The sequence below is a fragment of the Marinobacter sp. SS21 genome, from assembly GCF_028369065.1.
Classification (GTDB): Bacteria; Pseudomonadota; Gammaproteobacteria; order Pseudomonadales; family Oleiphilaceae; genus Marinobacter.
This window is the reverse complement of record NZ_JAQNDA010000008.1, coordinates 167,972-182,466: the sequence shown is the minus strand read 5'-3', so window position 1 is coordinate 182,466 and position 14,495 is coordinate 167,972. Positions and strand designations below refer to the sequence as shown.

The 14,495-nt window shown below is 57.8% G+C and carries 11 protein-coding genes; 6 read left to right on the top strand and 5 right to left on the bottom strand.

The features are described from left to right. Positions 1–59: 59 nt before the first annotated feature. The 3 genes from N6L25_RS12635 to N6L25_RS12625 form a co-directional block, all read right to left on the bottom strand. Positions 60–2,234 carry a prolyl oligopeptidase family serine peptidase gene (locus N6L25_RS12635; RefSeq protein ID WP_271980873.1) on the bottom strand — a complete coding sequence of 725 codons (2,175 nt, stop codon included), beginning with the start codon at positions 2,232–2,234 and terminating at the stop codon, positions 60–62. A 143-nt stretch (positions 2,235–2,377) separates the two neighbouring features. Beyond that, complete coding sequence (locus N6L25_RS12630) at positions 2,378–3,475, bottom strand: AraC family transcriptional regulator (protein WP_271980872.1); 1,098 nt, start codon at positions 3,473–3,475, stop codon at positions 2,378–2,380. A 179-nt stretch (positions 3,476–3,654) separates the two neighbouring features. Beyond that, positions 3,655–4,569 carry a LysR substrate-binding domain-containing protein gene (locus N6L25_RS12625; protein ID WP_271980870.1) on the bottom strand — a complete coding sequence of 305 codons (915 nt, stop codon included), beginning with the start codon at positions 4,567–4,569 and terminating at the stop codon, positions 3,655–3,657. A gap of 275 nt (positions 4,570–4,844) precedes the next feature. Here N6L25_RS12625 and ycaC point away from each other — a divergent pair, with 275 nt between their 5' ends. The 4 genes from ycaC (at position 4,845) to N6L25_RS12605 (ending at position 9,457) form a co-directional block, all read left to right on the top strand. Continuing rightward, positions 4,845–5,471 (top strand): isochorismate family cysteine hydrolase YcaC, encoded by a 627-nt coding sequence (gene ycaC / locus N6L25_RS12620; protein ID WP_271980868.1) that lies wholly within the window; start codon positions 4,845–4,847, stop codon positions 5,469–5,471. Between the two features lie 263 nt (positions 5,472–5,734). Next, entirely contained in the window at positions 5,735–6,598 is an 864-nt protein-coding gene (locus N6L25_RS12615) for a pirin family protein (RefSeq protein WP_271980952.1), read from the top strand. 146 nt (positions 6,599–6,744) lie between these two features. After that, positions 6,745–7,659 (top strand): pirin family protein, encoded by a 915-nt coding sequence (locus N6L25_RS12610; protein WP_271980866.1) that lies wholly within the window; start codon positions 6,745–6,747, stop codon positions 7,657–7,659. 34 nt (positions 7,660–7,693) lie between these two features. Then, positions 7,694–9,457: a monovalent cation:proton antiporter-2 (CPA2) family protein gene (locus N6L25_RS12605; RefSeq protein WP_271980864.1), complete on the top strand. Its 1,764-nt coding sequence runs from the start codon at positions 7,694–7,696 to the stop codon at positions 9,455–9,457. Between the two features lie 91 nt (positions 9,458–9,548). On the opposite strand, the gene N6L25_RS12600 is transcribed toward N6L25_RS12605, so the two are convergent. Next, entirely contained in the window at positions 9,549–10,610 is a 1,062-nt protein-coding gene (locus N6L25_RS12600; RefSeq protein ID WP_271980862.1) for a methyltransferase domain-containing protein, read from the bottom strand. Positions 10,611–10,821: 211 nt separating this feature from the next. On the opposite strand from N6L25_RS12600, the gene N6L25_RS12595 reads away from it, so the two are divergent. Beyond that, on the top strand, positions 10,822–11,790 hold the full coding sequence (locus N6L25_RS12595) for a beta-ketoacyl-ACP synthase III (RefSeq protein ID WP_271980860.1): 969 nt from the start codon (positions 10,822–10,824) through the stop codon (positions 11,788–11,790). Between the two features lie 132 nt (positions 11,791–11,922). Further along, entirely contained in the window at positions 11,923–13,941 is a 2,019-nt protein-coding gene (locus N6L25_RS12590) for a protein-L-isoaspartate(D-aspartate) O-methyltransferase (protein WP_271980858.1), read from the top strand. 11 nt (positions 13,942–13,952) lie between these two features. Here the strand turns inward: N6L25_RS12590 and N6L25_RS12585 are convergent, their stop codons facing one another. Continuing rightward, entirely contained in the window at positions 13,953–14,303 is a 351-nt protein-coding gene (locus tag N6L25_RS12585) for a winged helix-turn-helix transcriptional regulator (protein ID WP_271980856.1), read from the bottom strand. Positions 14,304–14,495 lie beyond the last annotated feature (192 nt).

The following is a 14,495-nucleotide window of genomic DNA, read 5'->3' as shown; positions in this document are numbered from 1 at the left end:
AACATATCATGGGCGATGTTGGTAGCCTGCGCTAGCGCTGCACAGGCCAGGAGCATGGTCTAGAAGATTCCCTGATTCCTGCCTGCCACCAGATCCAGCACCCGGCCATCACTCAAGGACAGTGTTGCCGGACCATCGCTGTCGATATCATAATGAAAGGCCATCCCCTCAAGGCAAACCGACGCCAGGTCCACAGAGGCACTGTTCACGTTGCTCAGTTCACCGGATAAGGTCAATGCAGCTGGAAGCGGGCTCGTCGCCGACAGGTGCCGATAGCTGCCCGCCCAGGGTAATGGGTAAGCCCCCAGGTCGTTCCCCGTCGCGAAACTCAGCAAGCTGGCTCCGCAGCCTGGCGCGGAAAGGTCCAGCAACGCCTGGCTGGCATTTCGAGCTCTCAGATCGCTTACCCAGTAGGCCTTGTCGTGGATGATGCCAAAGTCGGGATAATTGAAACGAGGATCGAACAGATAGCTGACGCGGGAGGGCTTGCTCACCCGGGTCCACTCGGCACTCCGACTGGCTTCCTTGGACCAGTCGTCCAGCGCCATCAACGTCAGGTGTTCCGCCACCGGGTGCAGGTAGAAGTGGTAGTCCACGGCCTCAGCCTGGGCGAGCCGCTGGGCGATGGCCAGTGCCTCGTGGATGGGCACCAACTCATCCGCAGCGCCGTACAGGTGCGCACTTGGCACATGGCGCAAGTTGCCAAGATAGTCGATGACGTTTTCGGTTCCGGTCTGCGGGTCGGCAACGCTACCCAATATCGCCGCCAACGCCGGCCGTAACAGGGACTCCAGGGCGGTATCAATCAACTCATCGACCAGCGGCTGGACAGCAGGTTTGTTGATCAGGTCCCCGGTGTGACCGACCCAACTGACCATACCGGCAAATCGATCGGGATAATGAGTCGCCATATGCAAGGCTCCAAATCCGCCCATTGAATAGCCACTAGCAAATACCCGATCGGAATCGATATTGTAAGCCTGCGTCATGTCCGCCATGACATCCAGAACATCCCGTTCGGAGGGGCCGGTGTAGAATCCGTAGGGACCTCGTCCAAGAGGTGCCACCAAAATACGGTTCAGATCGTCCCCGAACTGGCGCTGCATGGCGGATTGATTGATCTGACTGGCGTGGTTCGCTTCGCAACCATGCATCACTAACATCATTCCTGGTTGCATTGTGGAGGTTTCAGCCCCCTCAGGCACATAGACGCCATATGGCTGATATTTTCCCAGATAGCTAAACGATTGACCGCAGAATAATCCGCCTCCATCCCGGCCATTAAGACCGGGCATCGCAATGCCCTCACCCAGGGGATAATCTGACGTATAGACTCGCTGGTGAAACCCGGTCGGCTTCGCTGCGGCCCGGGTTACCCGTTGACGGAGGTCCGAGACGTTCACGACTTCGCCGAACTCACTGATGTCACCACCAGCCAGCGCAGCGGCCTGCCGGTCTTCCCAGAAATTCCCCGAGGCTGGCAGCACCTGATTGACTGCCCCGTCCGCAGAAGCTTCTTCATGAGGGCCTCGGAATGCCACATTCATGACCGTGCCATCGGCCTTTGCAACCGCCGCCTGAATACGCCAGCGATTGCCCTCCGGCATCGGTGCGGTGAGGCTCATTATGTTGGAATCTGGATCTCCATGGTTGGTGAAATAGATCTGATCCCATCCGTCACTGCGGACATCAACTTTCCCCCAATGGCCGCCACCCGTATCTGCCGGGAAATCGGTGTCGATCGCGACTCCCAGAATCGCATCTTCCGTATTGAACATAGTGTTCAGTTCGGCATTGATCACCAGACGATTTCCATTAATAGCCACACTGAGCCTTACCAGATCGGCAGTATTCTCCAACCCCTCCGGGTACCTTTGGTCACCGGCTGCCGGCGACAACAATCCCGGCGTGTTGGCAAACGGCTGGTCATACTGCCCACCCCGATTCAACAGACTCAGCAGCGAAGGATTCATGGATACCAGGCCACCATCCGCACCGTAGTCGTCGTAAATATAGTCGTAATAAATCAACGCACCCCGGCACAGTTCGGTGGTACCCGCCGCCCAGCTTTCGCGGGTACAGGGCGAATCGGCCAGCGTTCCTGGCCTCATGGACTCTTGCTGGGTATCGTTCACATGCACGTCGGACGCCACCACGGGGTCATCCCCACTACCACCACATCCGGTCAGAAGCACTGTCATCAAAGTAAGGGAAAACTTATTGTTGTTTTGCATTTGAGGTATTCCTTGTGTTCAACGAGCGGAGCGGATGCTTACCGCTCAATGGAAAAATACACCAGCTCTATCGGCCAACCGGACCAGGGAAACCGTCACCGCTTTCACCACGGTTCAACGCTACCGACTTCTGACTCTGTCCATTACCATTCAACATTTTTTAAGGTGCCGGTAGGTCTAGTCGCTGCCTGCCTGAATTGTGTCGGTGTCATCTTTTTTCTGGACTTGAACCATCGGATAAAAGACTGGCTTTCGGTGTACTGCAGACGGTGAGCGATGGACTCAACGCTATCGCTGCTTTCCGCAAGTAGTCTCAAGGCCAATTCGAGGCGCAATTCGTCGACCAGCTCCCGATAGGTGGTTCCTTCATCTCTCAGCCGCCGAAGCAGGTGGCGGCTACTCATGCCCAGGCACTCTGCCAACCCTTCCCTCGAGGCAAAACCATCCCCCAAAAGTACTCTCAGCTTGGTACGTGCTCTCACGTAAAAGCTCACACCCTCATTCTTGCGCTGGAGAAAACGTGCGTGTGCTTCGAGGGCGTCCAGCATTCCCGAGTTCGAATGCACCAGCTTTGCATTGAGGGCTTCCAAGGGAAATGCCAGGGCGTTGAGGGGTTGGTTAAATCGCACAGGACACCCGAATACCCGTTCATACTCCTCCAGCTGGCGGGGGGAAGCCGGCGGGGAATGTTGTAATAGGACGTAGCTGAAAAAGTTGTGGGTCGAGGTAGTTGGGTGGGTACGGGTAATGAAGCTCAGTGACCCCAGCAAAAAGTCGACCGCGTGACGGCGAAAGACGTCATCGTGTGTGGCAATGTCCCAGGCCCAAAGAGCAACTCCCGGCTCGTAATGCAACGAAGTAGTCCCGATGCTGCTAGCCAGGTGCTCATAACGGATGCACATCTCAATGGCCTCCCGAATGGTGCTACAGGCCTGGAGAATGTACCCGGCCACGCCAAAGCCTTCGGGACGTGAGTATTGAGCGAGATGAAGACCCAGCAATTCATCCTGACTGAAGGCGAGCCCCGCATTCAGCAGTCGTTCCAGGTAATTGGTACGAATCAGTTGGTTTGGGTCCGCCAGCTCTTCAGGCTTCATCTCCATAACCGCGAGAAGATACTCTCGGGACAAACCCTGTTTCTCGGCAACGATCAACAGCTGCTGGACCAGTCCCGCGAGAACCACGCCTGAGGTATTGGCTGCTCGCAGGGAGCGCGATCCATGGTGATTTTTTGTTGTCATGGCTTACCGCATATTCAGTACTGTGTGATACCACTCGGGCATTGCTCTTTGAGTGTAAAAGGCACATTAACGATTGGAGCCCGGCATTGCCCATCACTTATGCGGACGCGAAGTAAACTTTTTAGGACATTGCAGAACCTGAAATGTTCACGCATGGGCTCCGAACCCAGGGTGGCGGGTTAACCCTCCAGGACAAAGTCCACATCGTCCATAGCATCGGCCAGATAGTCCAGCAAGGCCCTGACTGCCGGCACCAGGCCCCGTCGGGAGGGAAATACCGCGTGTAGGACCCCGCCCCTTGGCCGCCAGCTTGGCATCACACTCATCAATCGACCTTCTATCAAATCCCCACCACCAGCAATCAAGGGCATTCGTACCACTCCCAACCCAGCCAATGCGGCTTCCCTGAGAGTAAAGACATCATCAGTTACCAATCGAGGTTGGTGGTGTATCTGAACCGTATCCCCATCGGGACCATCAAGGCACCAGATGTGCTTTCCGTCGGCTTGCTCAAAGTCCAGGCTTGGTAGCCCGGCCAAATCCGATGGACTATTCGGGTGCGGATGCTGCCTCATGAAATCCGGCGATGCCATCAAGCACTGGGGACTTTGACACAGCACCTTCATCGCTAATTCGCTGTCCTCAAGCGGCGGAAACCGGACTCTCAACGCAAGGTCCAACCCCTCCCTGATCACATCCACCCGTCGGCTGGTGGCGACGATCTCAACTTTGACCTGGGGGTACTCGGCCATGAACCGGACCAGGAGTTTCCCGACATGGAAGTAAATCAGACCAGGTGGGCAGCTCAGTCGGACGATTCCTCGGGGTTCAGACCGTGACCGATCGATCAGTTCCTGCGCCGCCTCCGCTTCTACGAGCATGGCCACACAGTGGCGATAGTATTCTTTGCCCAATTCAGTAACCGTAAACCCACGCGTAGACCGGTTGATTAACCGGGTGTCCAGTCGGTGCTCCAGTTCGGCAACACGGCGGCTCAACTTTGACTTGGGTACGCCCAAGGCGCGACCGGCTTGCGAAAATCCACCGTGGTCAACGGCCTGCACGAAGTAGTAAAGGTCGTTTAGATCCTGCATAGAATTTCGTCCTATATATAGAACACTGAGTATAAGTTTTTGAGCCTACTCGCGACACATCGCATGGTCTAACGTAAGAGCCAGAACCGCAAAACGGTGAACCAACAGCGCCAGACTGCCCCTGCTTTGCGTGTTCAGATCGGCTCCGACGTGAAGCGACTTGCCTCCAGGACCCTGCCTGCTTTCAGTGCCGCAAGCAGGCCTGCAAGCCGCACCGATGGAGTACTTGAACAATGAAGGTTGATCTCACAAACCGTAATTGAAAGGACTAAGCCATGAGCAAGCCGTATGTTCGACTCGATAAGAATAACGCCGCAGTATTGTTGGTTGATCACCAGACCGGGCTACTGTCTCTTGTCCGCGACATCGACCCGGATAAGTTCAAGAATAACGTCCTGGCGGTTGGCGATCTTGCCAAGTACTTCGGATTACCAACAATTCTAACCACCAGCTTCGAAACTGGACCCAACGGCCCACTGGTCCCCGAGCTGAAAGAGCAGTTTCCTGAAGCCCCTTATATTGCTCGTCCCGGCCAGATCAACGCTTGGGACAACGAGGACTTCGTGAAGGCGGTCAAGGCGACGGGCAAGAAGCAGCTGATCATCGCTGGCGTGGTCACGGAAGTGTGCGTCGCGTTTCCGGCGTTGTCCGCACTGGCCGAAGGTTACGACGTCTTCGTAGTGACCGACGCCTCTGGCACGTTCAACGAGCTGACCCGGCATTCCGCCTGGGACCGCATGTCGCAAGCCGGAGCCCAGCTCATGACCTGGTTCGGCCTGGCGTGTGAGTTGCACCGTGACTGGCGCAACGACATTGAAGGTCTCGGCACCCTGTTCTCGAACCACATCCCGGACTACCGAAACCTGATCACCAGTTACAACACCCTGCCCGAGAAGCAATAAGGCAATGACGGGGCATCCGTCATTCCCCTTGGGTGCCCCGGCGTACCCACAGACTTTTACCCGCTGAGACAGTAGCGCAGTGGCCTTTGGTGGATTGTGGTGGGGCCAATGGCCCTATGGCTTTCGTTGATCAAGGAGTTGCGTTCCTGAAATAGAACACTGAGTGTGATTTTCGGCGTCTAGTCAGTTCCCCTGCACGGGTTTATGGTCATACCGATGCTGTTGAACACTGGGCCGATCCGGCCCAAACGGAGGCCACGATGTTGAAGAAGATCTTAACGACCTACAGTCCACCCCATGGCCATTGGGTAGGCGACGGGTTTCCCGTTCGCTCCTTGTTCTCCTACGACCGCATGGGGGCGAAGAACATTTCGCCGTTTCTCCTCCTGGACTATGCGGGGCCAGCGGAATTCCCGCCGGCACAGCGCCCCCGGGGCGTCGGCCAGCACCCACACCGGGGCTTTGAGACCGTCACGTTGGTGTACAAGGGGGAGCTGGAACACCGGGACACCTCGGGGGCCGGCGGACTCATCGGCGAAGGGGATGTCCAGTGGATGACCGCCGGTGCGGGCATTGTGCACGAGGAGTTCCACTCCCGCCGGTTCACGGAGCATGGCGGCCTGCTGGAGATGGTGCAGCTCTGGGTCAATCTGCCCGCTGAGTCCAAGGACGCACCGGCGGCCTACCAGACACTGCTCGACGAGGAGATCCCTCAGGTAGCACTGGAAGACCACGGCGGCACGCTAAGGGTCATCGCCGGCGAGTACTTGGGGCACAAAGGAGCGGCCAAAACCTTCACCCCCATCAATGTCTGGGATCTCCAGCTGGAGCCCGGCGCGCGGTTGAATCTGGCGGTTCCGGCCGGCCACACAACCCTGATCGCGGTGTTGAATGGCACAGCCCAGATCAACGGCTCCGACGTCTTGCGTGATGCGGAGCTGGCCAACCTGGATCGCGAGGGGCAGGAAGTACTGATCGAGTCCAACAACAACGCACGGTTATTGGTATTGAGCGGCGAACCCATCGACGAGCCGGTGGTCGGCCACGGGCCGTTTGTGATGAACACCCACGAAGAGATCCAGCAGGCAATGCACGATTTCCAAGCCGGCAAGTTCGGGGCGCTCTAACGCTACGGACAGAAGTCCACCATCCACGGCCGGACAGGACGAATTTGAGCGAGCTATCCTTAATTTCAAGATGGAAAGTTCGGATTTCTTCAACAATAGTCGATGAGAGATCTGTGCCGAAAGCCTGTGCCGTCTAGGAGACACCCATGAGCAATCTTGCCAGCGAAGTTGAATTGGAATGTCTATGTAAAGAAGAATGCGGTGCCATCGAGATGCTGCTTGAACCCAAGGACCGCGACCTCGGTGGCTTTTCGGTGCGGCGCCTGCTGCCAACTGCTCGCCGGAAAATGGTAGGCCCCTGGATCTTTTTCGACCACATGGGGCCCGCACGGTTTGAGGCGGGTACCGGCATTAACGTGCGCCCTCACCCTCACATTGGCATCGCCACGGTAACCTATCTGTTCGAGGGCGAGATCCTGCATCGGGATTCGCTGGGCAGCCTGCAGGCGATTCGATCGGGTGACATTAACCTGATGGTAGCTGGCCGGGGCATTGTGCATTCAGAAAGGGAGCGGCCGGCAATCACCGCCACGGACCACACCTTGAACGGTCTGCAGCTCTGGCTGGCGCTGCCCGAAGCGCAGGAGGAGATCGAACCCGCCTTTTACCACTACCCGGACACGGATATTCCCGCCATTAATGTCGATGGCGTACCGATACGGGTAATGATGGGTTCCGCGTTTGGCGTTACATCGCCGGTCAAGATCTTTGCGGATACCCTGTACGTGGAAGCCTGGCTGCAGCCAGGTCAGCGGATTACTGTTCCCGACGCCCAGGAACGCGCGGTGTATGTCGCCAAAGGCGAGCTGAAGGCAAAAGATACCGTAATTCCAGAACACGCCATGGCCATTGTGTCTGAACAAAGCGGCGTGGTGGTTGAGGCACTGGCGGAGACCCGGCTGGCCATCATCGGAGGTGAGCCCTTCAGCAAACGGTTTATCGAGTGGAACTTCGTGTCCAGTCGCAAGGAGCGTATTGAACAGGCCAAGCAGGACTGGAGGGATGGACGATTCGACAAAGTCCCGGGCGATGAACAGGAGTTCATTCCCCTCCCGGAATAGGCTTTGATGCCCTCTGGGGGGGCAAGGAGATACCGTGGAACATTTTTTCGCGCAAGCGTTGGTCTTGCTCGCGGCGGCACTCGTGCTACTGCCGATATTTCAGCGTGCCGGTCTAGGTAGCATTCTGGGATATCTGGTCGCGGGTATCATCGTTGGGCCTTTGGGCTTTGGCTGGATCAGCGGTGCGGAAGCTGTGCTGCATTTTGCGGAGCTAGGCGTTGTCCTCATGCTGTTTCTGGTGGGACTGGAACTCGAACCAGCCCAACTTTGGGCGCAACGAAATCGGCTGATTGGGCTGGGGGCGAGCCAGGTCTTCCTCAGCACCCTTGCCTTGGCCGGTGCCTTCTGGTTTCTCGGCTTCAGCGTCAACCAGAGCATCGCCATCGGTGCCACCCTGGCCCTGTCGTCCACCGCCTTTGTCGTACAGATGCTGGTGGAAACCAATCAATTGGGCACGCCCCAGGGACGGTCTGGTTTCTCCATTCTGCTGTTCCAGGATTTAGCGGTCATTCCCATCATCCTGATACTACCCGTTCTCGCCGGCACCCAACGTGATGAGGGTAGCCCGCAACTGCTGGCGGGCCTGGGGGCACTCATTGCCATGGGATTCGCCGGTCGCTATCTGTTGAATCCCTGGCTCGGCTGGCTCGCCAAGCTACGCAATCGGGATGTGATGACCGCCAGCGCCCTGCTCTTGGTGCTGGGGTCGGCGGGGTTGATGGGTTATCTCGGGCTATCCATGGGATTGGGAGCATTCGTCGCGGGCGTCCTGTTGGCCAACTCGCCCTATCGGGAACAGCTTGAAACCGATATTCAACCGTTCAAGGGCTTGCTGCTCGGCCTGTTTTTCCTCGCCATCGGCATGACGATGGATCTGCGACTGCTGCTAGACTCACCCCTCACCATCATCCTCTATCTCATTGTCCTATTGCTGGCTAAGTCGGTGGTGCTGATGCTCATCGCCCGGGTACGCAGAGTAGCCTGGTCCAGTACCGTCAGGTTCGGCATTCTGTTGAGCCAGGGTGGCGAATTCGCGTTCGTGCTGTTGACCCAGGCCAAAGGGCTGGGGCTGATGGATGGCGATACCGTTGGTCGGCTAAACCTGGTGGTGGCGCTCTCCATGGCCAGCACGCCCCTGCTGCTGAAGCTGGCCTCAACTCTGCTGCCCTCGCCCGACAAAGGCTCCTCGGAGGCGTTACCCGAGGACGAAACGGCTCCCAGCGAGCACCCGGAGGTGGTCATTGCCGGTCTGGGCCGTTTTGGCCAGATCACGGCGAGGATATTGGTGGCGAGGAAGATTGCTTTTACTGCCCTGGATTCCAACCCGGACGAGATCAATTTGCTCCGGCGCTATGGAAATGAGGTGTTCTTTGGCGATGTCACCCGACTGGACCTGCTGCACAATGCCGGCCTCGCCCACGCCAAGGTGCTGGTGCTGGCTGTCGACGACGCCGAGGATGCGCTCAAAGTGGTGGATCTGGTGCGCCAGCACTTCCCCGATGTTGCGATAGTTGCCCGTGCCAGGGATCGCTACCACGCCTTTGAATTACACGCCAGGGGCGTAGAGATGGTGGTTCGGGAAACTTTTGAATCCGCCCTGAAAAGCGCGAAGCTGACACTCATGCAACTTGGACTGCCGGAATCCACTGCCATCGAATTGGTGCGCAATTTCCGCTCAGTGGACGAATCCCTGCTGGACGAACAGGTGGCTCATCGCGAAGACTGGGACAAGTTGCTGGAAAGCAACCGCCGTGGCCGGGCCGAACTGGCCTCGCTACTGTCGGACAGCGATCGCTAAGGTGTTACCCAAGCCTCAGCCGAATCAGCAAGCCAATTCGGCTGAATACCCCGCCAAACATCGACGGTTAACTACGGCTTGAAGACAGACGTTAGCAGCACCCACCGGAGCTACCGGCCTCAGCCGAAGATGCCGCCGATCGGTCATATGGCAGTGAGCTGCCACAGCCTTCGAAAATCCCGTAGTGGGTGCTCCAGTCTCCTATGAATTCGAAATGCCTTTGAAACCGGGTATCGCTCAACATCCGATAGGTGTTGCCGCACACCGGGAACACTTTGCCCCTGGCAATCACGTGGTGTTTGTCGAGCACAAACTGGTGTTCCTGATTGGGCACGGTGCCGCGATAGATCACCGCCTGGCCGTAATCTTCGCAGGCCGGCTCCAGGCCATCGAGTTTGAACAACCGATAGGTCGCTGAAAAGAACTGGATCGGGCCGGTCTTGGCCGCCTGCTCGGCGTTGTTGATGGTGATGGGGGAATCCTCAACCAAGCGCGGATCGGCGAAGCCGGCGGTTTTGGCCATGCTCTCAAAATCGTTCCAGTACAGCGCACCGCTGAGACACTCGCCATACAGCACCGGGTCTTCCGCCAGCGCCTGTGGAATCCGTCGGTCGGCGTAGACATCGGAAAAATACATTTCCCCGCCAGGTTTGAGCAGGTTGTAGGCGTGACGCAGCACGGCGAGTTTGTCCGGGCTCAGGTTGATGACGCAGTTGGAGACGATGATGTCGAAGCTGCCCGGCTCCAGATCCAGCTCGTCGAGTTTTTCGATGTAGCCCTTGAGGAATCGCACGTTGGGCTTGGCATAGCCGAAGGCGTTGGCGTGATAATCAACGTGTCGGCGGGCGACGTCCAGTTGCTCATCGGTCATATCGACACCCACCACTTCGCCGGCCTCCCCGACCAGGGCCGACAGGGCGTAGACGTCGCGGCCTGAGCCTGAGCCCAGGTCCAGTATCCGCATACCACCAAGTTGCTCCGGAGCCACCAGTCCACAACCGTAATAGCGGGTCAGCACCTCATCGTGAATCTTGCCGATCACCCGCTTCAGATAGCCCGGCATGTTGGCATCGGTGCAACAGGCATTGGTCTGAAGATCCTCGGATTTCTGCAATACCCGTCCGTAATAGTCTTTGACTTGGTCGTGGATCACGAAGGTTCCCTCTCTGCGGCAAAAGTTGGTCATAGACGAAGACGCTGCATAGTGGCCAGAAAATGGATTCGCTTCAAGGCTTGAGGGCTGGCGATGCGGGAACTTTCCCCCACCATGATCGACAAATCGCTAATAACCCCAGCACGGAGCTTGGGTATACGATGGAGTCAACCAACAATCGACACGAGCCAACACCCTTCAGGACACCTTCATGACTTACGCCCGCATCACTGGTACAGGTTCTTACCTGCCCGAGAACATCGTCACCAACAAAGACCTCGAAGCGACGGTGGACACGACCGACCAGTGGATCCGCGAGCGTACCGGGATTGAGCAGCGCCACATCGCGCTGGAAGGCCAAACCACCGTCGACCTGGCGGAACAGGCATCGCTGCGGGCCATTGAAGCGGCTGGCCTGTCGCCCCAGGACATTGACCTGATCGTCTTTGCCACATCCACGCCCGATAAGGTTTTCCCCAGCTGCGCTTGTATCCTCCAGGCCAGACTGGGCATCCACGGCTGCCCCGCCTTCGATCTGCAGGCGGTGTGCAGCGGCTTTGTGTACGCGTTGGCCACCGCTGACAATTTCATTAAAGCCGGCAGCAGTAAAAAGGCACTGGTGGTCGGCGCCGAAGTCTTTTCGCGCATTGTGAACTGGAAAGACCGCGGCACCTGTGTGCTGTTTGGCGACGGCGCCGGAGCAGTGGTACTGGAGGCCAACGAAGACGCCGGTATTCTTTCGACGCACCTCCATGCGGACGGACAGTACGAAGAGCTGTTGCACGTTCCCTGCGGCATCGCCGACAAGCCGGATCAACTGAAGGCGGGCCTGGGTACCATCGAGATGAAGGGTAACGAGGTGTTCAAAGTGGCGGTGAACACCCTCGGCAAGATTGTGGACGAAACCCTGACCGCCAACCAGATGCAAAAATCGGACATCGACTGGCTGGTGCCCCACCAGGCCAACCTCCGGATCATCGCCGCCACCGCAAAGAAACTCGACATGGCCATGGATCAGGTCGTGGTCACGGTGAATGAGCATGGCAACACCTCTGCCGCCTCGATTCCGCTGGCCCTCGACGTGGCGGTGCGGGACGGTCGCATCAAGCGCAACGATGTGGTGCTGCTGGAAGCCTTCGGAGGTGGCTTCACCTGGGGTTCGGCATTAATAAGATACTGATTTCCCGAGGCGTCACCGGAAACATACCGACTTAACCACTGTTCACTTTCTAATCAGGCGAAGCCAGGACTATGATGTAAGTCAAAGCGGTTGCATTCCCCCATTCACGCCGGGAACAGGAGCGTCAGAGCCATGGGAGGACGAAACCAGATTGACTCCGAAAGTGCCGCCAGCCTACGGGATCGCATGGTACGGGAACAGATCCTTGGTCGCGGCATTCTCACACCTGCGGTATTGCAGGCCATGCGTCGGATTCGCCGTGAAGCTTTCGTACCCGCAGAAGTCCGGCAATTCGCCTACGATGACGCCCCTTTGGTCATTAAGGCCGGCCACACCCTCGCCCAGCCGTACGTCATCGCCCTGATGGTGGATGCCCTCGATTTGTCGGGGAGCGAGCGGGTGCTCGACGTCGGTACCGGCTCCGGCTATCAGGCCGCTATCCTGGGTTGCCTCGCCAAGCAGGTGTTTAGCATCGAACGCATTCCGGAACTGGCTAGCGAGGCCAGGAATGCTCTCGCCAACGAGGGGCTGGACAATGTCGAGGTGCGGGTGGGCGACAGCAGCCTCGGCTGCCCGGATCAGGCGCCGTTCGACGCCATCGTGGTTACGGCCGGCAGCGCCAAGCCTCCCGAGGCACTGCTACACCAGCTAAAGATTGGTGGCAGCATGGTCATTCCATTAGGCAAGGATGCGCTGGTTCAGGAACTGGTGAGAGTCACCCGGGTCTCCCAGAACGACTTTCGATCCGACGACATCGCCGACATCGCCTTCCATTCCCTCCACGGCGAGTTTGATGGACACGACGACGCTCTGAGCAGCCGCACTCCGTTTGGCCGCTATGTACTCAAGGACCGCGAGAACAACCTCACCGATCGCATCCGCCAGCAAGCGATCGGCTTTGAGGATATGGACCGCCTGCCGATCGAGGGATTGTTGGCGCGGATTGGCGATGCCCGCGTGGTACTGATCGGCGAAGCCAGTCACGGCACCTCGGAATTCTATCGGGTCCGTGAACGCATCACTCGCGCCCTGATCGAACAGAAGCAATTCAATGTCGTGGCCATCGAAGGCGATTGGCCCGACGCCGCCCGGGTTGACCACTACGTTCGTCACGCCGAGTACCCGCCATCGGAATGGACCGCCTTTGCCCGGTTCCCGGCCTGGATGTGGCGCAATGAAGAGGTTCGGGGCTTTGTCGATTGGCTGCGACAGCACAATTCACACCTACCGGAGAAAGCCCGGATCGCGTTCCACGGCCTTGATCTGTATAGCCTGTACAACTCCATTCGCGCCATTCTGGAGTTCCTGGATGACGTCGACCCGGCCACCGCCGCCCTCGCCCGTGAACGCTACAGCTGCTTGACCCCGTTCCAGTCGAACCCCGGCGCCTATGGTAAAGCGGCGCTTAATCCCGATTACGCAACTTGCGAAAAGCCCGTACTGGATATGCTGCGGGAGCTGCAAGTCCAGCACAGAAAATACGCGGAGCACGACGGCGACCGATTCTTGAACACCGTGCAGAACGCCCGCCTGGTGGCCAATGCGGAGGAATACTACCGGACCATGTTCTACGGCTCCCGCAGTGCCTGGAACATTCGCGATACCCACATGTTCGAAACCCTGGAAAGCCTGCTCAAACACTACGGTGAAGACAGCCGGGCAATCGTTTGGGCCCACAACTCCCACGTCGGTGACTCGGCCGCCACCGAGATGGCCCTGCGGGATGAGTTCAACATCGGCCGGCTGTGCCGGGCCCGTTTCGGCAGTCTTGCTTACAGCATCGGGTTCGGTACCGACACAGGCACGGTAGCAGCCGCCTCAGACTGGGATCAACCAATGGAAATCAAAGAGGTAAGACCCGCACTTAAAGGAAGTTATGAAGCACTGTGTCACCAAACAGGGTCGCCGCGCTTCCTGCTTCCACTACGTGGAGGCGACGGTGTGCTGGTCAATGGTCTGAGCACCCGCCACTTGGAGCGAGCCATTGGCGTGATCTACCGACCGGAAACGGAGCGCCAGAGCCATTACTTCGAGGCCCGCCTGCCCCAGCAATTTGACGAATACATCTGGATCGACCAGACCACGGCAGTCACGCCATTAGCCACAGAGTCACTGGCGGGCCTGCCTGACACCTACCCCTTTGGCATCTAGGGAGCCTCTGATTAACCTTCGCCATTCAACGCCTTGAGTCGATGACCCACACTCACGATGGCGTCGATGGCAGGCTTGAGTTCACCCCCCAACGCGGTGAGGCGATACTCGACACTGGGCGGCGACGTGGGCTCTACCCGCCGCTCAACCACGCCATCGGCTTCCAAGCGCTTTAGTCGTGCAGTCAGCATTTTCGCGGAAATTCCTGGAATATCGTCCTTTAATTCACTGAATCTTCTTGGTTTTTCACTCAAGTACCAGATGATATTCGGGGTCCAGGCACCACCGATAATGCTCAGGCACTCATTGAGGGGACAACGTTCAGGTGGTTCTTCAACGAGGTTTTTTCGACGCGGCAACACACTAAGCCTCCTTATTCTCTTGCCCGAATGGTCACTGCTAACAAGCACTTACCCTTGACCGAACAGGCACGACAATACGCATTCTGGTTACCAACTGGTAACCGCTAAATCATGTAACTATCTCACACTAGGTATACAAAGGTAACTCTCGATTCTAGACTCGCTGCAGAAAACTTGAGGTGAGCATTCAAA